General features: G+C 72.9%; 19 protein-coding genes. 10 read left to right on the forward strand and 9 right to left on the reverse strand.

Features of this window, described 5'->3' with window-relative positions; genetic code table 11:
• The first annotated feature begins 203 nt into the window (after positions 1 to 203).
• The 7 genes from ABD191_RS16165 to ABD191_RS16195 all read left to right on the forward strand — a co-directional run bounded on the left by ABD191_RS16165 (position 204) and on the right by ABD191_RS16195 (position 7,290).
• Positions 204 to 914 (forward strand): GntR family transcriptional regulator, encoded by a 711-nt coding sequence (locus ABD191_RS16165; protein ID WP_344082378.1) that lies wholly within the window; start codon positions 204 to 206, stop codon positions 912 to 914.
• Entirely contained in the window at positions 911 to 2,461 is a 1,551-nt protein-coding gene (locus tag ABD191_RS16170) for an ABC transporter ATP-binding protein (protein ID WP_344082380.1), read from the forward strand. Before ABD191_RS16165 ends, ABD191_RS16170 begins: the two co-directional genes overlap by 4 nt.
• Positions 2,458 to 3,561, forward strand: coding sequence for an ABC transporter permease (locus ABD191_RS16175; RefSeq protein WP_344082382.1), 1,104 nt, complete (start codon positions 2,458 to 2,460; stop codon positions 3,559 to 3,561). The genes ABD191_RS16170 and ABD191_RS16175 overlap by 4 nt, the downstream gene beginning before the upstream one ends.
• Positions 3,562 to 3,634: 73 nt before the next feature.
• The gene (locus tag ABD191_RS16180; RefSeq protein ID WP_344082384.1) at positions 3,635 to 4,552 is read left to right on the forward strand and encodes an ABC transporter permease; all 918 of its coding nucleotides are present in this window, start codon (positions 3,635 to 3,637) and stop codon (positions 4,550 to 4,552) included.
• A gap of 122 nt (positions 4,553 to 4,674) precedes the next feature.
• On the forward strand, positions 4,675 to 5,856 hold the full coding sequence (locus ABD191_RS16185) for a BMP family ABC transporter substrate-binding protein (RefSeq protein WP_344082386.1): 1,182 nt from the start codon (positions 4,675 to 4,677) through the stop codon (positions 5,854 to 5,856).
• 60 nt (positions 5,857 to 5,916) lie between these two features.
• Complete coding sequence (biuH, locus tag ABD191_RS16190; RefSeq protein ID WP_344082388.1) at positions 5,917 to 6,609, forward strand: biuret amidohydrolase; 693 nt, start codon at positions 5,917 to 5,919, stop codon at positions 6,607 to 6,609.
• Positions 6,610 to 6,753: 144 nt separating this feature from the next.
• Positions 6,754 to 7,290, forward strand: coding sequence for a Uma2 family endonuclease (locus tag ABD191_RS16195; protein WP_344082390.1), 537 nt, complete (start codon positions 6,754 to 6,756; stop codon positions 7,288 to 7,290).
• 17 nt (positions 7,291 to 7,307) lie between these two features.
• On the opposite strand, the gene atzF is transcribed toward ABD191_RS16195, so the two are convergent.
• The 3 genes from atzF to ABD191_RS16210 all read right to left on the reverse strand — a co-directional run bounded on the left by atzF (position 7,308) and on the right by ABD191_RS16210 (position 11,507).
• The gene (gene atzF, locus ABD191_RS16200; protein WP_344082392.1) at positions 7,308 to 9,020 is read right to left on the reverse strand and encodes an allophanate hydrolase; all 1,713 of its coding nucleotides are present in this window, start codon (positions 9,018 to 9,020) and stop codon (positions 7,308 to 7,310) included.
• A gap of 172 nt (positions 9,021 to 9,192) precedes the next feature.
• Complete coding sequence (locus tag ABD191_RS16205) at positions 9,193 to 10,605, reverse strand: alpha,alpha-trehalose-phosphate synthase (UDP-forming) (RefSeq protein WP_344082394.1); 1,413 nt, start codon at positions 10,603 to 10,605, stop codon at positions 9,193 to 9,195.
• A gap of 269 nt (positions 10,606 to 10,874) precedes the next feature.
• Positions 10,875 to 11,507: a TIGR03085 family metal-binding protein gene (locus ABD191_RS16210; RefSeq protein ID WP_344082396.1), complete on the reverse strand. Its 633-nt coding sequence runs from the start codon at positions 11,505 to 11,507 to the stop codon at positions 10,875 to 10,877.
• A gap of 142 nt (positions 11,508 to 11,649) precedes the next feature.
• Here ABD191_RS16210 and ABD191_RS16215 point away from each other — a divergent pair, with 142 nt between their 5' ends.
• A complete protein-coding gene (locus ABD191_RS16215) occupies positions 11,650 to 13,461 on the forward strand; it encodes an ABC transporter ATP-binding protein (protein WP_344082660.1) in 1,812 nt (603 codons plus the stop codon).
• Entirely contained in the window at positions 13,458 to 15,221 is a 1,764-nt protein-coding gene (locus tag ABD191_RS16220) for an ABC transporter ATP-binding protein (RefSeq protein WP_344082398.1), read from the forward strand. Before ABD191_RS16215 ends, ABD191_RS16220 begins: the two co-directional genes overlap by 4 nt.
• Here the strand turns inward: ABD191_RS16220 and ABD191_RS16225 are convergent.
• Positions 15,218 to 16,039, reverse strand: coding sequence for a hypothetical protein (locus ABD191_RS16225; protein WP_344082400.1), 822 nt, complete (start codon positions 16,037 to 16,039; stop codon positions 15,218 to 15,220). The two genes, ABD191_RS16220 and ABD191_RS16225, sit on opposite strands and share 4 nt — an antisense overlap.
• A 148-nt stretch (positions 16,040 to 16,187) precedes the next feature.
• Positions 16,188 to 16,796, reverse strand: a complete 609-nt coding sequence (gene rpsD / locus ABD191_RS16230) for a 30S ribosomal protein S4 (RefSeq protein WP_344082402.1) — start codon at positions 16,794 to 16,796, stop codon at positions 16,188 to 16,190.
• Between the two features lie 123 nt (positions 16,797 to 16,919).
• Here rpsD and ABD191_RS16235 point away from each other — a divergent pair, with 123 nt between their 5' ends.
• The gene (locus ABD191_RS16235) at positions 16,920 to 17,666 is read left to right on the forward strand and encodes a DUF2470 domain-containing protein (RefSeq protein ID WP_344082404.1); all 747 of its coding nucleotides are present in this window, start codon (positions 16,920 to 16,922) and stop codon (positions 17,664 to 17,666) included.
• Here the strand turns inward: ABD191_RS16235 and ABD191_RS16240 are convergent, their stop codons facing one another.
• The 4 genes from ABD191_RS16240 to ABD191_RS16255 all read right to left on the reverse strand — a co-directional run bounded on the left by ABD191_RS16240 (position 17,667) and on the right by ABD191_RS16255 (position 22,350).
• Positions 17,667 to 18,260, reverse strand: coding sequence for a TetR/AcrR family transcriptional regulator (locus ABD191_RS16240; RefSeq protein WP_344082406.1), 594 nt, complete (start codon positions 18,258 to 18,260; stop codon positions 17,667 to 17,669). It abuts the gene before it with no gap.
• A gap of 72 nt (positions 18,261 to 18,332) precedes the next feature.
• Positions 18,333 to 19,088 (reverse strand): ABC transporter permease, encoded by a 756-nt coding sequence (locus tag ABD191_RS16245; protein ID WP_344082408.1) that lies wholly within the window; start codon positions 19,086 to 19,088, stop codon positions 18,333 to 18,335.
• The gene (locus ABD191_RS16250; RefSeq protein WP_344082410.1) at positions 19,088 to 19,828 is read right to left on the reverse strand and encodes an ABC transporter ATP-binding protein; all 741 of its coding nucleotides are present in this window, start codon (positions 19,826 to 19,828) and stop codon (positions 19,088 to 19,090) included. The genes ABD191_RS16245 and ABD191_RS16250 overlap by 1 nt, the downstream gene beginning before the upstream one ends.
• A gap of 242 nt (positions 19,829 to 20,070) precedes the next feature.
• Complete coding sequence (locus ABD191_RS16255) at positions 20,071 to 22,350, reverse strand: hypothetical protein (protein WP_344082412.1); 2,280 nt, start codon at positions 22,348 to 22,350, stop codon at positions 20,071 to 20,073.
• Positions 22,351 to 22,504: the final 154 nt, after the last annotated feature.

A 22,504-nucleotide genomic window follows, 5' to 3' on the forward strand; every position in this document is an offset into this window, starting at 1 on the left:
GCGGCCAGCTCGGTGAAGTCCATCGTCCAGGCCGGCGCCGGCGCCGGCAAGATCACTGTGTAGTCCGAAGAGGACGGACGTCCCCCTCCGGGCCCGCGACGGGGCCGGAGGGGGACGTCCTTATGTCGTATAAGCCCGCTCGCGCCACACAGTTCTAACCATCGCGATATCTGGGCGACGTGGACGATCCCTAGCTTCTGCGTATGGATCCAACGCTGTATACAGCGGAGCGGGGCCAGGCCGGCGAGCGGGCGTACACCGAACTGAAGCGCCGGCTGCTGGTGGGCGAGTTCCCGTTGCGCATCCGCCTCGGCGAGGAACGCCTCGCGGCCCTGCTCGGCGTCTCGCGCACCCCGGTGCGCCAGGCGCTGGCCCGGCTGCACGCGGAGCGCCTTGTCGACCGCCTGCCCGACGGCGGCTACTCCCCGGCGGCGCCAAACCTGGTCGAGATCCGCCAGCTGTACGAGGTGCGCCGCTCACTGGAGATGTCGGCCATGCTGCGCCCCGAGGAGCTGGGCACCCGGCACGACCGCGACATGATCGAGTCGCTGCGGGAGGACTGGCGCGCCCTGCGCCTCGACACCCCCGATCCGGACCCTGGCTTCGTCCTGCTGGACGAGAGCTTCCACGTGCGCCTGGCCGAGGCGTCCGGCAACGCCGCGTTGGCCGAGCTGCTCGGCGTGGTCAACGAACGCATCCGCATCGTCCGCATGCACGACTTCCTCACCGAGGAACGCATCGACCGCACCATCACCCAGCATCTCGGCATCGTCGAGGCGGTCGGTACGGGCGACCTCGACACCGCGCATAGGAGGTTCACGATGCATCTGGGCGAGTCCATCGCCGTCGTGGAGGAGCGCGCAACGAGGGCGCTCGCCAAGATGATGGCCAGCGACTTTGGCATCACCACATGACCGCGACCGTCGAAGCACCCACGGCGATCGTCCCGCCGCTGCTGTCCGTACGGGGACTGACCTGCCGCTTCGGTGAGGTCGTCGCGAACGACGAGGTGGACTTCGACGTCGCCGCCGGCGAGGTCCACGCGGTGCTCGGCGAGAACGGTGCCGGCAAGTCCACGCTGATGAAGTTGATCTACGGCGTGTACCAGCCGAACGAGGGTGAGCTGCACGTCGACGGCGCGCCCGTCACCATCGATTCCCCGGCGACCGCGCGCTCGGCCGGCATCGGCATGGTCTTCCAGGACATGCGGCTGGTGCCGGCGTTCACCGTGACGGAGAACATCGCGCTCGCCATGCCGGGCGGTGGGCTGCGGTTCAACCGCAAGGCGCTGTCCGCGCAGGTCGCCGAGGCCGCCGACCGGTACGGGCTGCCCGTACACCCGGACGCGGTCGTGCGCCACCTGTCGATCGGCGAGCGGCAGCGCGTCGAGATCCTCAAGGTGCTCATGGCCGGTGCCCGGCTGCTCATCCTCGACGAGCCGACGAGCGTCCTCGCACCGCAGGAGGTCGACGCGCTCTTCGCGGCCGTCAGCGCGCTGCGCACCGCCGGCCTGTCGATCGTCATCATCACGCACAAGCTCGGCGAGGCCCGGGCGATCGCCGACCGCGTCACCGTGCTGCGCGGCGGGCGTACGGTGCTGCGCAACACCGACCCGAAGGAACTCACCGACGCCGAACTGGTCGAGGCGATGGTGGGCCGCTCGGTACCGCCGCTGGCCGGCCACCGCGAGCGTCCCGGGGCCGACACCCCGCCGGCCGTGGTCCTCGACGGGGTCAGCGTCACGGGTGACCGGGGCCAGCCGGCCCTGCGCGACGTGAGCCTGGAGATCCTGCCCGGAGAGCTGGTGGGCGTGGCCGGCGTGGCCGGCAGCGGCCAGCGCGAGCTGTGCGAGGTGATCCTCGGCCAGCGCAAGGTCACCGACGGTACGGTGACGCTCAAGGAGACGGCGCTCAAGGGCGGCGACCCGCGCCAGGCGCTCGCCGGCGGCGCGGTCGGCGTGCCCGAGGACCCGATCACCGACGCGGTCGTGCCGGGCCTGTCCATCGTGGAGCACATGGCCCTGGCCGACCTCGGACGCTTCCGCAAGGGCCTGGGCATCGACTGGAGGAAGGTCAACGCCGACGTCACGGCGAAGGCCGAGAAGGCGCAGCTGCGGATGGCGCCCGGGCACCGGGTGATGGCGGAGCTGTCCGGCGGCAACATCCAGCGCGTCGTGCTGACCCGGGCGTTGGGCGCCCCCGCCACCGTGGTCGTCGCGGCGTACCCGAGCCGTGGTCTCGACATCGCCACCACGCGGCGCACCCAGGAACTCCTGCTGGAGCAGCGCGACGCCGGAGCGGCCGTGCTGGTCGTCTCCGAGGACCTCGACGAGCTGCTGTCCATCAGCGACCGGATCGCGGTCCTGCACAACGGCCACCTCGCCGGCGTCGTCGTGCCCGGCGAGACGGACCGCTACGCCATCGGCCAGCTCATGCTCGGCGGCGGCGAGGTGACCGCATGAGCGACACGAGCGTGCTCGAACCGGCCGTACCGGCGACGGCCCCCGAACCGCCCGCTCGGGACAGGCCGGCGCTGGGCGCCCGCCTGGCGGCCGTGCCGTGGCTGGGGTGGGTGGTCGCCATCGCCGGCGCGCCGGTCATCTTCGGCGCCTTCGTCGCGGTGAAGGGCATCAACCCCTTCACCATGTACGCCGACATGCTCGCCTCGCTGACGACGCCCGCCCAGGCGGAGACGGTCATCATCCGCGCGGTCGTGCTGGTGCTGGCCGGCCTGGCGGTCGCCGTGCCGGCCCGGGCCGGGCTGCTCAACGTCGGCGGCGAGGGCCAGATCATCATCGGCGCGGTCTGCGCCGCCGGGGTCGGCCTGGTCACGGACCAGCGGCTGCCCGGCACGGTCGTCCTCGTGCTCATGCTCCTGGCCGGCGCGATCGGCGGGGCGCTGTGGGCGGGACTCGCCGCCGGCCTGCGGCTGACCGTCAAGGTCAACGAGGCAATCAGCACGCTGCTGCTCAACTTCGTCGCGCTGGACCTGATGCTCGGTCTCATCTACGACCCGTGGAAGGACGCGTCCGGCTTCGGTCAGCCGTCCTCCCGGCCGCTGGAGGAGGCGGCCCGGCTGCCGCTGTTCCTGCCCGGTCACAAGCTCAACGCGGGCCTCGTCATCGCGGTCGTCGCGGTGGTCGCGGTCTGGTGGGCGCTGCGGAAGACCGAGTGGGGCTTCCGCCTGCGGGTGGTCGGCGGCAACCCGGAGGCCGCCCGGCAGGCCGGCATGCGGGTGGGCCTGCTGCTGTTCTCCGCGATGCTCGTCGGCGGCGCGCTGGCCGGCCTCGCCGGCATGGTGCACCTGGCCGGCACGGAGTTCAAGCTGCGGCCGCACATGACGCTCAACTTCGGCTACATCGGCTTCCTGGTCAGCTGGCTCGCCGGGCACCGCCCGCTGCGGGTGGCCGCGGCGGCCGTGCTGCTCGCGGCGATCGCGATGGCCGGCGACAGCCTGCAGATCAACTCGGGCCTGCCGGCCGCCTCGGTCAACGTGCTCATGGCCGTCGTCCTGCTGGTCGTCCTCGGCTCCAACCTGAAGTCCCGGAAGGCGAAGCCATGACCGAGCGTCAGCGAGTCAATCATCGGCGCAGTGTTGGTTCATGCCGCCGCCGCAGCGCAGCGGAGGTGGGGGCATGAACCTGATCACCGAGGTCGCCGCCGGCGGGGTCCGGGGCGGAACGTCCATCCTGTACGCGGCCCTGGGTGAGACGCTCGCCGAGCGGGCCGGCGTCATCTACCTCGGTACGGAGGGCAGCATGCTCACCGGGGCGCTCGCGGCCTACGCCGTGACCGCCTCGACCGGCAGCCCGTGGGTCGGCGTCGTGGCCGGCGCGGTCGCCGGCGGGCTGCTCGCCCTCGTCCACGCGGTCGTCGTGCTGTGGCGCGGCGCCAACCAGCTGGCGACCGGCTTCGTGGTGCTGTTCCTCGGGCTGGGGCTGACGTCGCTGTTCGGTGCCGCGTACGTGGGGCGCGAGATCGACGCGTTCCGGCCGTGGGCGGTGCCCGGGCTGTCGAGCATCCCGTTCGTCGGCGACGTGCTGTTCGACCACGACCCGCTGACCTACCTGTCGTACCTGGTGGCGCCGGCGATGTGGTGGCTGCTCTACCGCAGCCGCGTCGGGCTGACCGTGCGCGGGGCGGGGGAGAAGCCCGAGGTGCTGCGCGCGTACGGGCACTCGCCGGTGCTCGTGCGGTACCTGGCCGTCGTCGGTGGCGGGCTGCTCGCCGGCGTCGGCGGCGCGCAGCTGTCCACGGCGTACGCGAACGCCTGGTTCGAGAACATGACCGCGGGCCGCGGCTTCATCGCGGTGGCCCTGGTCATCTTCGCGGCCTGGCACCCGCTGCGCGCGGTGAGCGGCGCGTACCTGTTCGGCGCGGCGCTGGCACTGTCGCCCGCGTTGCAGGCCCGCGGCATCGGGCTCAACCAGTTCGTCCTCGACGCCCTGCCCTACGTCGTCACGCTGCTGGCCCTGGTCGTGCTCGGCCGGCGGCGCGCCAACGCGGCGCCCGACGGGCTGTCGCAGGTGTTCGACATGACTCCCGCGCGCTGAGGCGCGGGCGCTCCGGGCGGCGGCAACCGCCCGGAGCCGGTGCGCGGAGCACCGATACACGCACCAGGCACCACCCGAATTCGACATCTCGTGTCCCTGGACGCACCTGAAAGGTTACTGCGATGCGTGCTGCATACGGCTCCCGGTGGCGAACGCGCCGGACCGCGGCGCTGGCGCTGCTCCTGGCGCTCGCGCTGCCGGTGGCGAGCGCCTGCGCCACCAACACCTCGGAGAACGCGGCGGGCGGCGGCGGGGCCGCCGGCAAGCCGGGCACCGGCGGCAAGGCGATCGGCTTCATCTTCGTCGGCCCGAAGGACGACTACGGCTACAACCAGGCCGCCTACGAGGGCAGCCAGGAGGTCGCGAAGGCCTTCCCCGACCTGAAGGTCCTCACAGCCGAGAACGTGCCCGAGGACGACAACGCGACACGCATCATGGAGGGCATGATCAGCCAGGGGGCGAAGATCATCTTTGCCACCTCGTACGGTCACAAGGACCCGGCGCTGAAGGTCGCCGCGGCCCACCCCGACGTCGTCGTCGTCCAGCAGGGCAACCTGGTCGACGGGGCGCTGCCGCCGAACTTCGGCACCTACTTCGGCACGGTGTACGAGCCCGTCTACCTGGCCGGCATCGTCGCCGGCAAGACCACCAAGAGCAACAAGCTCGGGTACGTGTACGCGTTCCCGATCTCGCAGACGCTCGACAACATCAACGCCTTCCAGCTCGGGGCCAAGTCGGTGAACCCGGACGCGAAGACATACACGGTCAACACGTCGAGCTGGTGTGACCCCGGCAAGCAGAAGGCGGCCGTCGACAGCCTGCTCGCTCAGGGTGTGGATGTGGTCAGCCAGCACCAGGACTGCACCGCCACGGTCATCAAGGCCACCGAGGCGGCCGGCAAGTACACGGTCGGCTACCACGCCAACGCGCAGTCGATCGCCCCGAAGGGCTGGCTGACCGGGTCGGAGTGGAAGTGGGGCCCGCTCTACACGAAGATCGTGCAGAAGACCCTCGACGGCGGCTTCACCGGCAGCGAGTACAACGCCAACTTCCGCGTCGGCCTCAAGACCGGCGACAACCCGTTCGTCCAGTCCCCGTACGGCCCCGCGGTTTCCGAGGAGACCAAGAAGCTCGTCGAGGAGGCGGCCGCGAAGATCGCGAAGGACAGCTCGCCGTTCGCCGGGCCCGTCGTCGACCAGGACGGCAAGGTCCAGGTGCCGGCCGGGACGATCCCCGACTACAAGACCATCGAGTCGATCACGTACTTCGTCGAGGGCGTGGTCGGCAAGATCCCGTCCTCCTGACCCTTCGATGGGCCGGGCGGCTGGCCGCCCGGCCCACCCCCCGTTACCGGAGGTGACCGCGTGACGACGACGTTCCCCCAGGTCGAGGCGAAGCCGTACCACTGGCCGTACGACGGCAGCATCGACCCCGCGCGTACCGTGCTCATCAACATCGACTGGCAGACCGACTTCTGCGGGCCGGGCGGCTACGTCGACACGATGGGCTACGACCTGAACCTGACCCGGGCGGGCCTCGGGCCCACACAGAAGGTGCTCGCCGCGATGCGCTCGGCCGGGTTCCACATCTTCCATACCCGCGAGGGCCACCGGCCGGATCTGGCCGACTGCCCGCCCAACAAGCTGTGGCGCAGCAAGCAGATCGGCGCCGGCATCGGCGACGCCGGCCCGTGCGGGCGCATCCTCGTGCGCGGCGAGCCCGGCTGGGACATCGTGCCGGAGGTCTACCCGGAGCCCGGCGAGATGATCATCGACAAGCCGGGCAAGGGCTCCTTCTACGGCACCGACCTGGACCTGCTGCTGCGCAACCGCGGCATCACCCACATCGTGCTGACCGGCATCACGACGGACGTGTGCGTGCACACGACCATGCGCGAGGCCAACGACCGCGGCTTCGAGTGCCTGCTGCTGACGGACTGCACGGGCGCCACCGACGTCGGCAACTACCAGGCGGCGCTGAACATGATCCTCATGCAGGGCGGCGTGTTCGGGGCCATCGCCCCGTCCTCGGCCCTCCTGGCGGCTATCGGCGCTTGATCGGGTGACAGGCTCGGCGGCGGCATCACCTCCCGTCCGGCGCCGGGGTTCACAGAGTGGGCCGGACGGCACGGTCCGGCCCACTCCCATGCCCGGACGCCGCGCGTGCCTTGATGGCAGGCTAGGACCCGGAGGTGGTGCACCATGACGGCCGAGACGCTGGGCTACCGGGGGATCCCGTGGACCGAGGAGGACTACCTCGCCTTGGGCGAGACCACTGACCGGGTGGAACTCTTCGACGGGGGACTGATCGTGACGCCGGCGCCGACGCCACAGCACCAACACATCTCGCGCCGCCTCGCCAACGTGCTGAATGAGGCTGGCGAACTGGAGGTCTACGAAGCGGTGAACGTGCGGCTGCGGGCCGGGCGAATCCCGATTCCCGATCTGGTCGTCGTCGATCGGATCGATCCACGCGAGCCGGTCGTGGACGGCTCGGCCGTGCGCCTCATCGCGGAGATCGTGTCGCCGAGCAACGCGTTCAACGGCCGCCTTCTGAAGATGCACCACTACGCCGACGCGGGCATCGAGTGGTACCTGCTGGTGGAGCCGGACGGCGACGCGATCGGGCTGCGGTTGTTCCGCCTCGACGGCGATCACTACACCCAGCACGCGGCCGGTGGCGTGCTGACGCTGACCGAGCCGGTCGCCGTCACGATCGACCCGGCCGACCTGGTGTAACGGCCTGGTCCGGCCAACTACGCGACGGCCGCGAGGGCAGCGCGCCAGGAGCCGTGGTGGGTGACATCGGTCGCGTCGCGGGTGGCGTACTCCTCCGCGAGGAACCCGGTGACCAGCGTGCCGTCGTCCAGTTCGACGCGGCCCAGGCCGAGGGGCGCCGGGATGAGGTCCAGCAACGCGCCGACGCCCTGGTGGGGCAGTTGCCACACCTCGACGGCCACGCCGCCGGCCGGGCCGTCGCCCGTACGCACGAGGCCGGGCCGGGCGACCCCGGGCACGTTGAGCCGGAACAGCCGGTACGCCGGCGCGGTCCGGGCCCGGTAGCGCAGCACCCCGCCGGCTGCGGTGAGCTGCGGGTTCAGCGCCAGGCCGGACATGTGCGCGCCGGCGACGGCGAGCAGCGACGACCCACCCGGGACGGGCGGCACCGGCGTGGCCTCGCCGCACCAGGCGCCGGCCAGGTCGAGCAGCGGGTCGTCGGCGAACGCGGGCGCCACGAACTGCACCCCGTACGGCAGGCCGTCGGCGCGCGGGTCGGCCGGCACGGCGACGGCGCACAGGTCGAGCAGGTTCACGAAGTTCGTGTACGTGCCCAGTCGCCGGTTCACGCCCACCGGGTCGGCGGCCACCTCGGCACGCGTCGGGTGGTTCGGCGTCACGGGGAGCATCAGGGCGTCGATGTCGGCCCAGGTGCCGTCGGTGGCGCGCCGTAGTCCGGCGAGCGTGTCCTGCGCGGCGAACACGGACGCCCCGTCGATCGCCGCGCCGCGGGCGACGATGCCGCGTACGGTCGGGTCGAGGTGCGGCCCGTCCGGGTCGAGCAGGTGGCCGAACCCGGCCCAGCGTTCGGCCAGGAACGGGCCCTCGTAGAGCAGTTTCGCGGCGGCCAGGAACGCGCTGATGTCGACCTCGACGACGTGCGGGACGAGCCGGCGCAGCCGGGCGACGGCGACGTCCCAGGCGGCCGCGTGCGCGGGGTCGAGGTCGAGCGGCCCGGCCGGGACGGCGACCACCCGCATCGTCGTGGCGACGCCGGCCGGCGGGTGGGGCGGGCGGGGCCGCGACCACGGGTCCTCGGGGTCGGTCCACACGAGCGCGGCCAGCGCCGAGCGCCCCAGGCCGACCGTACGGGACAGGGTGGTGACGCAGTCGAGGGAGCGGCACGCGGGGGCCAGCCCACGGGTGGACACCAGGCCGCGGGTGGGCTTGATGCCGACCAGGCCGTTGAACGCGGCGGGCACGCGGCCGGAGCCGGCCGTGTCGGTGGCGAGCGCCAGCGGCACGACGCCGGACGCTACCGCGACCGCGCTGCCGGAACTGCTGCCCCCGCTCACGTACGCGGGGTCGGCCACGCACGCGCACGCCCCGTACGGGCTGCGCGTGCCGACCAGCCCGGTGGCGAACTGGTCCATGTTGGTCTTGCCGATGGCGACCGCGCCGGCGGCCGCCAGCCGGGCGACCGCGACGGCCGACGTGGCGGCCGGGGCGTCGGCGAGCGCCGGGTTGGCGCTGGTGGTGGGCAGGCCCGCCAGGTCGAGGTTGTCCTTGATCCCGAACGGCACGCCGGCCAGCGGCGCGTCCGGTTCGACAGCGGCGGCGCGGCGCACAACGTCGGCCGTCGGCACGAGGTTGATCCAGGCGGGGCGCGGGGCGGCGTGCGCGGCGCGTGACGCGGCGGCGGGACCGTGTGCCTGGGCGGCGTCGAGCACGTCCCCGGGCGCCAACGTCATCGCTCGGCTCCGCGTGACATTCCATAGTGGGCGGTCATGGACACGCTGATCACCCCGTCCGCTACAACGGGATCCACAGTTGGATCCGCCCTTGGATCCAAGCACAGTCACGTTACAGAAAAGGAAAACGTGGCCCGGCTCCCCTGGGGCCGGGCCACGTTCTTCGCGTCGTCTACAGCACGAGCCGTCCGAGCCCGCTGGCGTCGTGGAGCGCCGCCAGGTAGGACTGTGCCCACGCGCGCACGTCGTGCGCGCGGACGTGTCGGCGCATCATGCGCATGCGCCGGCTGATGTCGCCCGTGCCGGCCTCCAGGCAGCGCACCAGCGTGTCCTTGAGGCCGTCGAGGTCGTGCGGGTTGACCAGGTAGGCGTCCGTCAGCTCGGTCGCGGCCCCGGCGAACTCGCTCAGCACGAGCGCGCCCGTCACGTCGACCCGGCTGGCCACGTACTCCTTGGCGACGAGGTTCATGCCGTCGCGCAGAGGTGTGATCATCATGACGTCGGCGGCCCGGTAGAGCGCGGCCAGCTCCGTACGGTCGAACGACTGGTTGATGAGGTAGTGCACGGCGGCGACGCCGACCCGGCCGAACTCGCCGTTGATGCGGCCCACCTCGCGCTCCACCCGGTCGCGCAGGATGCGGTAGTGCTCCACCCGCTCGCGGCTGGGCACGGCCACCTGGACCATCACGGTGTCCTGCACCTTGACCCGGCCGTCGGAGAGCAGCTCGCGGTAGGCCTTGAGTCGCTGCTCGATGCCCTTCGTGTAGTCGAGCCGGTCCACCCCCAGGATGATCTTTTCGGGATTGCCGAGGTCCTCGCGGATCTGCGCGGCGCGCCGGACGACCTCGTCGCGGCGGGCCAACGCCTCCATGTCGGCCATGTCGATGGAGTTTGGGAACGCTCCCACGCGTACCACGCGACCGTTGACCTCGATCTCCGGGTGCCGCACCGGCAGGCCGAGAACCCGACTGGCCAACTGCGTGAAGTTGCGCGCTCCGTACTGGTCCTGGAAGCCGACGAGGTCGGCGCCGAGCAGCCCGTACAGCAGGTCGTTGCGGCGGGGCAGCTGCATGAACAGCTCCGCCGGCGGGAACGGGATGTGCATGAAGAACCCGATCCGCACATCGGGTCGCAGGCCGCGCAGCATCGCGGGGACCAGCTGCAGGTGGTAGTCGTGGATCCACACGGTCGCGTTCGGCGGCGCCGCCTCCGCGGCGGCCTCGGCGAAGCGCCGGTTGACCCGCTGGTAGGACTCCCACCAGCGCCGGTGGTAGACCGGCTGCTCCGTGGCGTCGTGGTAGAGGGGCCACAGCGTGGAGTTCGCGAAGCCCTCGTAGTACTCCTCGAAGTCCAGTTTGGACAGCGGCACCGCGCGAAGGCGCACACCGGCGAGGTCGGGCAGTTCGGGGGCCACGTCGGTGACGCCGGTCCAGCCAACCCAGGTGGCCTGTGTGTGGTGCAGGGTCGGGTGCAGGGCGCTGACCAGCCCGCCGGGGCTGCGTCGCCACTCGCGTACGCCGTCCGGCGCAACCGTTTCGTCCACTGGTAGCCGGTTCGCGACAACTACCAGGGCGTTTCGCCGCATGGGGGCACCTCCTTTCTCGCCGGGAGGTACGGGCGAGATCATGGATCGTTGCGAGGTATGACCGGATTACCTTGAGTAGATTGATACTCACCCAAGGTTGCGCAACTGTTACGGCTGGGCTAAGCCAATAGATGTTTTCGCTCACACCCCCAACGGCGATTCATCTGTGCAGGTGAGGGCCGTGCGACGTTAAGTTCTTCAGGAAAACTTCGCGTTCGCCGAAAGTTCGTTCGTGCCGTCTGATCACATAGTGGGATGCTTCGATGTGATCAGACGCCGAACCGCGCCCGGCGCAGCCGGTCCGTGACCTCCGGGGGCCCGTCCAGGTCCACGCGCGCGTGCTCCTGGCGCCCCATGAGGAAGAGCAGGAGTTCGGGGGTCGGCCCGGACAGCCGCACGGCCGGCCCGCCCGCTCCCGCCGCCATTTCGCCCGCCACGTCCGTGGGGCACACGGTGACCGCGGCCGGCACGCGCCGCAGCGCCCGTTTCGCGAACGCGCGGGTCTGTCCCCACAACGCCTCGGCCTGCCCGGCCGGCAGCGCGCGCGGTGCCCAGCCGGGACGCGCCCGGCGCACGTCCTCGTGGTGGACGAACAGCTCCACCCGGTTGGCGAGCTCGTCGGTGAGGCGGTTGCTCACCGGGCTCCACCACGGAGCGCGGCGCACCTTCGCCACCAGCCGCGGCCACGGCCCGGCCGCGAGTGACCCCTGGACCCGCTCGGTGTAGCCGGCCAGCGGGGCGAGGAGAATGCCGGCCGCGGCATCCGGCCGGCGCTCGCGGAGCACCAGGTGGGCCGCCAGGTCCCTGGCCGTCCACCCCTCGCACAGCGTGGGCGCGTCCGGGCCGACCTCATCGAGCAGGTCAGCCAGCCCTTGGCGCTCCATCGCGGCGAAGCGGGTCACGCGCCGATGCTACCCACGCCCGCCCGCTGTCAACCCTGGCCGCCTGGGCGCTGTCGGCGCGTTGTGAGACGGTAAGGAGTCGGGAGGGGGAGGGCCAGTGACGACACCGGCATCGGACGGGGGGCGCGAGCGGGCGCGGGTCATGCGCGACGGGCTGCGGGTGCTGGGTCACTCGATCCGCGACGAACCCCGGACGTTCATGATCGGGGTGGCGGGCAGTGTGCTGTTCGGCCTGCTCACCGTCGCCAGCGCGTACGTGGTCGGCGCGGTCGTGGGGCGGGTCGTCGTGCCCGCGTTCGAGCGTGGCGAGGTGGCGCCCGGCGCGCTCGCGGCCGGCGCGGCGGCGATCCTCGCCATCTCGCTGGGCAAGGTGCTCGGCATCTTCGGCCGCCGGCTCGGCGCGGGCGCCATGCAGTTTCGCCTCCAGGCCACGTTTCGTCGCCGGGTCGCCCGGCGGTACCTGACGCTGCCCCTGGCCTGGCACCGGCGCAACCCCACCGGCACCCTGCTGGCCAACGCGAACTCCGACGTCGAGGCCGCCTTCTTTCCCATCGCGCCGCTGCCGTTCGCGGTCGGCACGATCGCCATGCTCGTCGCCGCCGTCGCCTCGCTGTTCCTCATCGACTGGGCCTTCGCGATCGTCGGCCTGGCCATCTTCCCGGCCCTGTTCGGGCTCAACGTGATCTACTCGCGCACGATCGCGCCGCGCGTGGCGCGCGCCCAGGCGTTGCGCGGCACCGTGAGCGCCATCGCGCATGAGAGCTTTGACGGCGCGGTCGTCGTCAAGACGATGGGCCGCGAGACGTCGGAGACCGCGCGGTTCGGCGCCGCGGCCGGCGAGCTGCGCGACGCGATGATCAGCGTGGGCCGCGTGCGCGGCCTGTTCGACCCCCTGCTGGACACGCTGCCCAGCCTGGGCACGGTCGCCGTGCTGCTGGTCGGTGCCGTCCGGTTGGAGCAGGGCGCGGTCACCATCGCCGAGGTGGTCAGCGTCAGCTTCCTGTTCACCGTGCTGGCCTTCCCGGTGCGCGCGATCGGCTGGGTGCTGGCCGAACTGCCGCGCAGCGTGGTCGGGTGGGAGCGGGTGCAGCGCGTCCTGCGGGCCGAGGGCCAGACGGTCTACGGCGACCGCGCGCTGCCGGCCACGCGGGCCGGCGCCACGTTGCGGTTCGAGGACGTGCGTTTCGCGTACGAGCGGGAGCAGGTCGTTCTGCGTGACGTGACGTTCGAGGTGCCGGCCGGGCGGACGGTCGCGCTCGTCGGGCCGACCGGGGCGGGCAAGTCGACGATCGCGGCGCTCGCCGCCGGCCTCGTCGAGCCGGCCGCCGGGCGGATCCTCGTTGACGGCGACGACCTGCGCACCCTGACCCATGCCGCGCTCGCCGGGTCGGTCGCGCTGGTACCGCAGGTGGCGTTCGTCTTCGACGACACCGTGCGCGGCAACGTCGACCTGGGCCGCGACGGCATCGACGAGGCGGCCGTGTGGGCCGCGCTGCGGCTGGCGCGCGCCGAGGGGTTCGTCTCGGCGCTGCCCGAAGGGCTCGACACCACGGTCGGCGAGCGCGGCGCCACCCTGTCCGGCGGCCAACGCCAGCGCATCGCGCTCGCCCGCGCGCTCGCCGGCGACCCGCGGCTGATCGTCCTCGACGACGCCACCAGCGCGGTCGACCCGCGCGTGGAGGCGGCCATGCTCGCGGGCCTGCGCGACCGGGCGGGACAGACCTCGATCCTCGTGGTGGCCTACCGCCGCGCCACGATCGCGCTCGCCGACGAGGTCATCTATCTCGACCAGGGCCGCGTGCTCGCCCAGGGCACGCACGACGCGCTGCTCGCCACCGTGCCGGGCTACGCCGCGCTGGTCACCGCGTACGAGCGCGCCGACGCCGACCGCGAGCGCGAGCACGCGTTCGACGATGCCGACCTGGTCATGGACGCGGGGGAGACCGTGCGATGAGCACCTCTGACAGCACGCTCACCACGTTGCGGCGCGGGCTCGCCCTGTCGCCGCGCCTGCGCGTCGGGCTCGCCGGCACGCTGGGCCTCGCCGTGCTCGCCATGGTCGGCCGCGTGGCCGTACCGATCGCCGTACAACAGGGCATCGACCGCGGCCTGAACGCGCCCGGCGGTCCGGACCTGCGGGTGGTCGCGGTCATCGCCGCACTGACCGTCGCGGTGCTCGCCCTGACCGCGGCCTGCTCCTACCTGATGCTGCGCCGGCTGTTCACGGTGTCGGAGACGGCGCTGGCCGAGTTGCGCACGCGCACGTTCCGGCACGTGCACGACCTGTCCATGCTGCATCAGCAGACGCAGCGGCGTGGTTCGCTCGTCTCCCGGGTCACCGGCGACATCGACCAGATCACCCAGTTCCTGCAATGGGGCGGGGTGATCCTGCTGGTCAGCATCGGGCAGATCACGGTGACCACGATCGTCATGGCCGTGTACTCCTGGCAGCTCACGCTCGTGGTGCTCGGCGCCTTCGTGCCGGCCGTCGTCGTGGTGTGGCGCTTCCAGCCGCGCCTGGCCCGCGCGTACGGCGAGGTCCGCGAGCGGATGGGGGCGTTGCTCGCCGCGATCAGCGAGAGCGTCGTGGGTGCCGAGGTCATCCGGGCGTACGGCGTGGGCGAGCGCACGGGCGAGCGGCTCGACACGGCGGTCGTGGCCCACCGGCGGGCGCAGCTGCGCGCACTGACGACCAGCGTGACCAGCTTCTCCTCGGGCGAAGTGGCCGCCGGCCTGGCGACCGCCGGCGTCGTGGTGATCGGCGTGCTCATGGGGGTGGGCGGCGGGCTCACCGTCGGCCAGCTGACCGCCTTCCTGTTCCTGGCAACCCTGTTCGTGCAGCCCGTGCAGATCGCGACCGAGGTGCTCAACGAGGCGCAGAACGCGATCGCCGGCTGGCGGCGGGTCCTCGACGTGCTCGACCAGCGGCCCGACGTGGCCGACCCGGCCGAGGACGGTCAGGACCTGCCGGCCGGCCCGCTCGCGGTGAGTTTCGACAGTGTGCATTTCGCCTACCCGGGCGGTCCCGAGGTGCTCAGCGCCGTGCACCTGGACGTGGCGGCGCGCCGCAAGGTGGCGGTGGTGGGCGAGACCGGCAGCGGCAAGAGCACGTTCGCGAAGCTGCTGACCCGGCTCATGGATCCGACCCACGGCGCGGTGCTGCTGTCCGGCGTGCCGGTCACCCGGGTGCGGTTCGCGTCGCTGCGCTCGCGGGTCGTGCTCGTGCCGCAGGACGGGTTCCTCTTCGACGACACCGTGGCCGCGAACGTGCGCCTGGCCCGCCCGGACGCGGACGACGCCGACGTGGCGAAGTGCTTCGCCGACCTGGGCCTGGCCGACTGGGCGGCCGGGCTGCCGGCCGGCCTGGACACGCCCGTGGGGGAACGGGGCGAGGCGCTGTCCGTGGGGGAGCGCCAGCTCGTCGCCCTGGCCCGGGCGTACCTCGCGGACCCGGACCTGCTCGTCCTCGACGAGGCGACCAGCGCCGTCGACCCGGCGACGGAGGTGCGCCTGCAGCGCACGCTCGACGCGGTGACGCGGGGCCGCACGACGGTCACGATCGCGCACCGGCTGTCCACGGCCCGCGCGGCCGACGAGGTGATCGTGTTCGACGCGGGCCGGGTGGTGCAGCGCGGTCACCACGACGAGCTGGTGGCCGAGACGGAGTCCGTCTACGGCCGGCTCTACGCCGCCTGGCTGGCCCAGACGCGTTAGCGCTCGAGCCACCACTCGGGCATGACCCGGGTGACGTACGGGGCGAGCGCGTCGCTGACCCACATCGTCGGACCCGGCTGGCCGATCTTGCGGCCGACCGCGGTCAGCAGGCCGACCCAGGTGGCGGCCGACGCGAAATCCTCGTCGCTCACCCGCCGGTCGTAGGTGCCGCGCCGGCGGGCGAGGATCGCCACGTACTCGTCCGGGGCGGTACGCGAGGCCAGCAGCTCGTTGCCGCCGAACGTGGCGATGAGGTGCCGCTCGCCGACCGCGATGTCCGGCCCGGGCGCCGCGCCGACAGACGTGCCGGCCTCGCCCGGGTGACGCAGCAGCACCCATAGCGGCCCGCCGGTCGGCTCCGCGGCCCGGATGAGGCGCTCCTCTACCTCGTCCGCGTGGTAGCGCGGGGGACCCAGCTCGGGCGCGATCGCGCGCAGCCCGACGAGAAAGCACTCCTGCAGGCGACGGTCGTGGCGCCAGGAGCCCGGCGCGAAGTAGGCGACGAACCGCCACACGCCCACGGCCGTCCAGCCGCCCACGCCGGCGGTCGCCGCCAGCCCGTCGAGCAGCGCCGGCTCCTCGGGCGTGCCGCGGTGCGCGGCGACGGCCTGGCGCAGCGGCGCGAGCGGGGTGAGCACCTCGGCGCCGAACGGGTTGTCACCACGCAGGTCGCGGGCGCCGAAGGCGGCCAACGCGGCAGGGTCGACCGCGCGCGTCCAGGCCGGGGCGGCGGACGTCGGCCGGGCCCGGTGACCTCCGAGCAGGCGCAGCCAGCCCCGACGGGGCCTGGCGTGCGTGCGACCACCCTGCGTCACCATCACCTCGTCCATTCGGCCCGACGGAGCCGCCGATCGTACCGGCGGTTGTCCGCTTGGAGGGTAGCGCCCTATAGCCGGGTTGCCGAGTGCTCGGACGGCTGTATAAAGGATGACGCTGAGACGGTGGAGACGCCAGGGCCGTTCGGCCCTAACGCGAATAGAACTCAACGACGAGCTGTTCGTCGCAGAGCACCGGAACTTCCTTCCGCGCCGGCGCGCGCAGCACCCGTACGGTCAGGTCGGCCAGCGCGACGCTCAGGTAGGGGGTCCCGATGGCCGGCGCGTGCGCGCCCGCGGCGGCCAGCTGAAAGGGCGCCTTGGCGCGGCTCGATTCCTTGACGGTGATCACCTGGTCGGCCCGCAGCCGGTAGGACGGCCGGTCGACCTTGGCGCCGTCCACCCGGATGTGGCCGTGCGAGATGAGCTGGCGCGCCTGGTAGATGGTGCGGGCCAGGCCGGCGCGCAGCACGGTCGCGTCGAGCCGGCGCTCCAGGAGCACGACCAGGTTCTCGCCCGTCTTGCCCTCCTGGCGTACGGCGTCGTCGAAGGCGCGGCGCAGCTGGCATTCGCTGACGTCGTACTGGTGGCGCAGCCGCTGCTTCTCCAGGAGCCGGACCTGGTAGTCGGAGGTCTTGCGCCGGGTGCGCCCGTGCACGCCCGGCGGGTAGGGGCGGCGCTCGAAGTACGCCACGGCCTTGGGCGTCAACGGCATGCCGAGGGCGCGGGAGATGCGCACCTTGGGGCGCGGGTTGTTCACGGATGCTCCTGGTGGGTCGGTGCGCGCCACGGTGTCGTGGCGGGTTGCGGATTAGGTTAGGTTAACCTAACTTGAGATCGCCACTGAGGGCACACACGTCACACCGCCAGTCGGAGGTCACCCATGCGGCCCAGCACCGCCGAGATCGCCCGCACACTCGCCGCCGGGCACCTGCCGGCCACCCTGCAGGTCGCGTGCGGTCCGGGCCCGCTGCCGCTCGCGTACGCCAACGACTGCTCCGGGCAGCCGCTGCTGCTCGTCCCGGCGGGCGGCCCGCTGGCCGGGGCGCTGCCCTTCGGCGACGGCGACATCGCGGCCGTGCTCGCGATCACCGACGAGCCGCCCGTCGCCGGGGCGCCCACGCTCGGCCAGGCGTGGATCAGCGGCTGGGTGAGCCAGCTGCACGGCGCCGGGGCGCGCGAGGCCGCCTGCGAGTTCGCGGAGGCCAACCCGCTCGGCGACCTGCTGGATGTCGGCCGCGGCCACGACCTCTACCGGCTCGACGTCGCCGAGGTGCGCCTGCGGCGCGGCCGGCGCCTGCGCGAGGTGGACGTCATGGAGTACCTGGCGGCTGACCCCGACCCCCTCGCGCGGTACGAGGCCGAGCTGCTCCTGGACCTCGACGACCACCACGGCCCGCAGGTCGGCGCGTTCGTGCGCCGGATGGCCGCCGCGGCCGGCCTGCCGCCCCTGAGCCGGGATCCGGACGCGCCGCTGCGGGTCGTGCGCCTCGACCGGTACGGCCTGGTGGTGCGCGCCGAAGCCGGCCTGGTGCGCCTGGACTTCACCCGCGCCGTGCGGGACCGCCACGAGCTGGCCGACCTGCTGCGCCCGGTCCTCTTCGGCGGGCAGCGGCAGCGCACGGACTGATCAGGCCGTGGGCAACGCGCCCGTGAGGTACCGCTGGATCGTCGGTCCCACCAGGGCGACGACCTGTTCGGCCGGGGCGCTGGCCAGCGGCTCCACTTTGATCAGATAGCGGATCATGATCAGGCCGGCGATCTGGGTGGCCACGAGCGTGCCGCGCACGCCCGCCTCCGCCGGGTCGCTGACGACCTCGGCCAGCACCCGCGTGATGAGCCGCTTGAGGATGAACTCGCGCAGCATCCGGGCCATCGTGTCGTTGGTCACCGCGCTGCGCACCATGGCCGCCGCCGCCCCGCCGGCGGGGGAGTCCCAGACCTGCAACAGCGTGCGGATGAGCCGCTCGCCGAGGCGGTCGGGGTCGCCATTGATCACGCCGGGCAGGACGTCGGCTGGGTTCACCGGTGACCGCAGGGCGGCGACGAAGAGCTGCTCCTTCGTGCCGAAATAGTGGTGGATCAGGGCGGGGTCGACACCGGCCGCCGCGGCGATCGCCCGGATGGACGCGCCGTCGTAACCCTTGTCCGCGAACACCTCCCGGGCCGCGGCCAGGACCGCCTCGCGGGTGTCCTGGTTGCCCGGCCGGCGACCGCGCGCCATGCGCGTACTCCCCCCTTCACGGCCTGGACCACCGGCCGGGCCGCGGCGGACCGCGGACCCGGCCGGCGGAACTCAGGCGGTACGGCGGCGCAGCGTCGCGGCCGCGAGGACCAGCGCCAGCACCACGCACCCCAGCACGATGCCGAGATCCTTCCACATCGTGGCGGTGGCCTCGGCATGCGCGCCGACCTCCTGCAGGGCCTCCACGGCGTAGGTCATCGGCATGACGTCGCTCAGCGCGTTCAGCCAGCCGGCCATCTCGTCGCGGGCCACGAACAGCCCGCAGAGCAGCACCTGGGGCAGCACGACGATGGGCATGAACTGCACAGCCTGGAACTCCGTCCGGGCGAACGCGCTGCACAGCAGCCCGAGCGCGACGCCGAGCACCGCGTTGGCGACGGCGATGAGCACGACGAGGCCGATCCCGCCCGCGGTGTCGAGATCATAGAGCCAGTACGCCACACCGGCCGCGACCGAGGCCTGGACGGCGGCCGCGAGGCCGAACGCGATGCCGTAGCCGAACAGCAGGTCCAGCTTGGCCAGCGGGGTGGTGAGCAGCCGCTCCAGCGTGCCCGTCGTGCGCTCGCGCAGCATCGCGATGCTCGTGATGAGGAACATGATGGTGAACGGGAAGACGCCCAGCATGATCAGGCCGATGCGGTCGAACGTGGAGGGCTGGCCCGGCGGGGTCGGCTGGTTCTCGAACATGAAGTAGATGAGCGTGAGCAGGACCACCGGCACGACGATGAGCAGGCCCACCGTGCGGTGATCGTGGCGCAGCTGGGCGAGGATGCGCCGGGTCGTGCTGGCGAGGATGCGCGGCGACATCACTGGACCTCCACGGTCTTCTGGTCGCGGGCCCGGGTTCGGATGAGGTTGAGGAAGGCCTGGTCGAGGTCGTCCGTGCCGGCGGCCGCGCGTACCTCGTCGGGGGTGTTGTCGGCGATCAGCTCGCCCTCGCGGATGAGCAGCAGCCGGTCGCAGCGGCCCGCCTCGTCCATGACATGGCTGGAGACGAGGATCGTGGCACCCGCGTCGCGCAGGTCGCGGAAGTGCTGCCACAGCTCGTCGCGCAGCACCGGGTCCTGCCCGACCGTCGGCTCGTCGAGGACGAGCACGTCCGGTTTGCCGAGGATCGCGCAGGCGAGCGACGCGCGGGCGCGCTGGCCGCCCGACAGCGTGCCCACGAGCTGGCCGCTGGCGCCCGCGAGGCCCACCTTCTCGATGGCCTCGTCGGCGTCGCGGTTCGTGGCGTTCGTGTAGAGCGAGGCGAAGTAGCGCGCGTTCTCGCGGACCGTCAGGTCGGCGTAGACGCTCGGCGCCTGGGTGAGGTAGCCGACCCGGGCGCGCAGCCCCGCGTTGCCGGCCGGCTCACCGAGGACGGTCACCGTGCCGGACTCCACCTTCTGCACGCCGACGATGGCGCGCATGAGCGTGGTCTTGCCGCTGCCGCTGGGGCCCAGCAGGCCGGTGACGCTGCCGCGCGGGATCGCGCAGCTGAGGCCGTGCAGGACGCGCCGTCTGCCGCGGGCGATGACGAGGTCGCTGACCTCGATCGCGGTCTCCATGGGTTCCTCCGAGTCGTCCCGTGGTCCGACGTAATTCAACAAGCGTTGAACTTCAGGCTACGGCGCTGCCCACACCGGACACAAGTGCTCCTTGTGTCCGCTGTGAGGTGGGGTTAGAGCTGTGGCGGTCCGGCGGCCATGCGGGCTTGTTCCGGGCCGGCGCGCATCGGCTGGCGCGGTGTCGGCGGTACACATGCGGGTGGCCCGGGCGAACGGCCCGGGCCACCACGCGCACACAGGGATCAGAGGGCGAGAATCTTGTCCAGGTACTCCCGGTAGCGACGCATGGCCTGCCGCAGCTGCTCGGTGTCCGGCACCGCGTCGCGCCGCCAGTCGCTGAGGTCCAGGGACTGGCCGGTCAGGTACTGCAGCAGGGCGTGTGCCGCGTCGTTGACCACGGCCTCGGCGTCGCGCACCGCGGTCACCGGGTCGTCGAAGAAGTCGGCCTGCAACTGCAGCATCCGGTCGCGCACCACCGCCGCCGCCTCCGGCGTCCACACCGTGAACGGCAGTACGGTCGCGTCCACCTGCGACGCCACCGCGGGCAGGCCCGCCGCCGGCACGACCTCCGGCGCCTCCTCGGCGCGATCGTCCGTGACCGCCGCAGCAGCCGCGACAGGCGCGGCGATGGCCGCCGCCCCGACGAGCGCCGCCACGTCGACAGCGGATTCCGACTCGGACCCGGCCGGGGCGTCCGGTTCGGTCGGGGCCGCCTCGGCGACCGGCGCCGCCACCCACGCGGCTTCCGGTGCGGTGGCTTCCGGCTCCGCGACGGTCTCGGCGACCGGCTCGCCGGGAAGGTCCGTGGCCGGCTCCTCCACGTCCGCGGTGGGTTCGGTCTCCGTCGCCGGGTCCGTTTCGGCGGTGGGTTCCGTTTCGGCGACGGGTTCGGCATCGTCCGCCAGATCGATGTCGGCGGGCTCGGTCTCGGCGACCGGCTCCGCGTCGGCGACCGGCTCCGCGTCGAAGGCCGCCGCTTCGTCGGCAGGCTCCGTTTCGGCGGCGGGCTCCCCGTCCTCAACCGGCCCGGCGTCGGCCGTCTCCACGGCCGGCTCGGCGTCCGCGACCGGCTCGCCACCTGGCTCAATGTCGGCGTCAGCCACCGGCTCGGTGTCGGTGTCCGTCTCGGCCTCTGCGGTCGGTTCGGCGTCGGCGTCCGCCTCGGCCTCTGCGGCCGGTTCGGCGTCGGTGTCGGCTGCCGGTTCCGCGTCGGCTGCCGGTTCCGCGTCGGTCTCGACGGCGTCGGCGTCGGAGTCGCTCTCGGCCGCCGGCGCGTCGGGGTCCGGTACGACATCGACGGGCTCTTCCACGATCGGCGCCTCGGCCCACTCGGCCGCGGCAACCTCGCCGTCAACCTCGGCGGTCCCGCCCTCGGGCTGCGCCGCGTCTGCCGAGGCGTCCTCGGCGGCCGCGTCGGGCTCGGCGGCCTCCGTCGCGACGTCGGCGTCGGCGTCGGCGGCGGCCTCGGCCTCGGCTTCCGGCTCAGTCGTCTCCACGTCGGCTTCCGGCTCGGTCGTCTCCACGCCGGCTTCCGGCTCGCTCACCTCGGCGTCGGCTGGCTCGGTGGCCTCCGGCTCCACCGCCTCGGCCGCGGGCTGACCTTCGTCCGCGTCCGTCGCGGCCTCGGGCTCGGGCTCGGTGAGTTCCGCGTCCGGCGCGACGTCCTCGCCCTCGGCTTCAGCAGACAACGCGTCATCGGCGTCGCTCTCGTCGAGGGCGGCGAGCTCGTCGACCGCGACCAGTTCGTCGTCGGGCGTCTCCTCGGTGGCGAGCTCGTCGGCCGACTCGGCGACCGGCTCCTCGGCGGCCACCGGCTCGGCGTCGACGGGTTCCGCGTCGGCCGGGACGTCCGTGTCCCCGGTCTCGGCCACGGGCGCGTCGTCGGCGAGCGCGGCGACCAACTCCTCGTCGACGACGATGGCGTCGACCGGCTCCTCCGCCGCCTGCTCGGTCGTGGGGGTGGCCCACGCCGAGAACGGGGGACCCTCAACCGGCTCGGCGCTCACCGGCTCTTCGGTGACCGGGACGTCCGCCGCGGATCCGTCGACCACCGGCTCCTCCGTCACCGGAACGGCCCCGGCGTCCGCGACCGGCTCCGGGTCCGTGACGAGTTCGGCGTCGACCGGCTCGTCGCCCGCGACGAGTTCCGCGTCGGCCGCGGCGGTCGGCTCGGCCGCCTCGTCGTCGACGGCGGTGACGCCCTCGGCGGCCTCCGCGTCGACCGGGCCCTCGGCCACCGGTTCGTCGGCCGGGACGTCAGCGGCCGGGGCGTCGTCGTCCGGCCCGGCGGCGCCGATCGACTCGTCCGAGGCCACGCCGACCGCCTGGTCGCCAAGGGCCGGCGAGCCGGTCGTCGGCGCCGGCGCGTACGCCGTGGGGGCGTCCGTGGCGCTGTCGGCGGCGGCCACCATCTCCTCGGTGACCACGGGCAGGATCGCCGTGTCGTCGAAGGGCGGCCGGGGGGCGACGATCCGCGGGTCCTGGGTCGCTGGCGGCCCCCACGCGGATTCCTGTTCGTGCATGCTGATCCTCCGTCCCCTGCGGCGCGACGGGGTGCGGCCGCCGCGCACACTCATGCTGGTTGCCTGCTGGAGCGAGGCCGCTACGCGCAGCCGGCAGCCACGGATCGACCGGCGGGGAGGGCCGGCGCTACCGACTGAGGGTGTGAGCCTGATG

Origin of the sequence: Luedemannella helvata (assembly GCF_039528415.1) — a bacterium.
GTDB classification, from domain to species: domain Bacteria; phylum Actinomycetota; class Actinomycetes; order Mycobacteriales; family Micromonosporaceae; genus Luedemannella; species Luedemannella helvata.

Excerpts from the sequence above, each read along its gene's own strand:
- ABD191_RS16165 (WP_344082378.1), top strand. The coding sequence starts at position 204 with ATGGATCCAACGCTGTATACAGCGGAGCGGGGCCAGGCCGGCGAGCGG.
- ABD191_RS16170 (WP_344082380.1), top strand. The coding sequence starts at position 911 with ATGACCGCGACCGTCGAAGCACCCACGGCGATCGTCCCGCCGCTGCTG.
- ABD191_RS16175 (WP_344082382.1), top strand. The coding sequence starts at position 2,458 with ATGAGCGACACGAGCGTGCTCGAACCGGCCGTACCGGCGACGGCCCCC.
- ABD191_RS16180 (WP_344082384.1), top strand. The coding sequence starts at position 3,635 with ATGAACCTGATCACCGAGGTCGCCGCCGGCGGGGTCCGGGGCGGAACG.
- ABD191_RS16185 (WP_344082386.1), top strand. The coding sequence starts at position 4,675 with ATGCGTGCTGCATACGGCTCCCGGTGGCGAACGCGCCGGACCGCGGCG.
- ABD191_RS16195 (WP_344082390.1), top strand. The coding sequence starts at position 6,754 with ATGACGGCCGAGACGCTGGGCTACCGGGGGATCCCGTGGACCGAGGAG.
- atzF (WP_344082392.1), bottom strand. The coding sequence starts at position 9,020 with ATGACGTTGGCGCCCGGGGACGTGCTCGACGCCGCCCAGGCACACGGT.
- ABD191_RS16205 (WP_344082394.1), bottom strand. The coding sequence starts at position 10,605 with ATGCGGCGAAACGCCCTGGTAGTTGTCGCGAACCGGCTACCAGTGGAC.
- ABD191_RS16215 (WP_344082660.1), top strand. The coding sequence starts at position 11,650 with ATGCGCGACGGGCTGCGGGTGCTGGGTCACTCGATCCGCGACGAACCC.
- ABD191_RS16220 (WP_344082398.1), top strand. The coding sequence starts at position 13,458 with ATGAGCACCTCTGACAGCACGCTCACCACGTTGCGGCGCGGGCTCGCC.
- ABD191_RS16225 (WP_344082400.1), bottom strand. The coding sequence starts at position 16,039 with ATGGTGACGCAGGGTGGTCGCACGCACGCCAGGCCCCGTCGGGGCTGG.
- ABD191_RS16235 (WP_344082404.1), top strand. The coding sequence starts at position 16,920 with ATGCGGCCCAGCACCGCCGAGATCGCCCGCACACTCGCCGCCGGGCAC.
- ABD191_RS16240 (WP_344082406.1), bottom strand. The coding sequence starts at position 18,260 with ATGGCGCGCGGTCGCCGGCCGGGCAACCAGGACACCCGCGAGGCGGTC.
- ABD191_RS16245 (WP_344082408.1), bottom strand. The coding sequence starts at position 19,088 with ATGTCGCCGCGCATCCTCGCCAGCACGACCCGGCGCATCCTCGCCCAG.
- ABD191_RS16250 (WP_344082410.1), bottom strand. The coding sequence starts at position 19,828 with ATGGAGACCGCGATCGAGGTCAGCGACCTCGTCATCGCCCGCGGCAGA.
- ABD191_RS16255 (WP_344082412.1), bottom strand. The coding sequence starts at position 22,350 with ATGCACGAACAGGAATCCGCGTGGGGGCCGCCAGCGACCCAGGACCCG.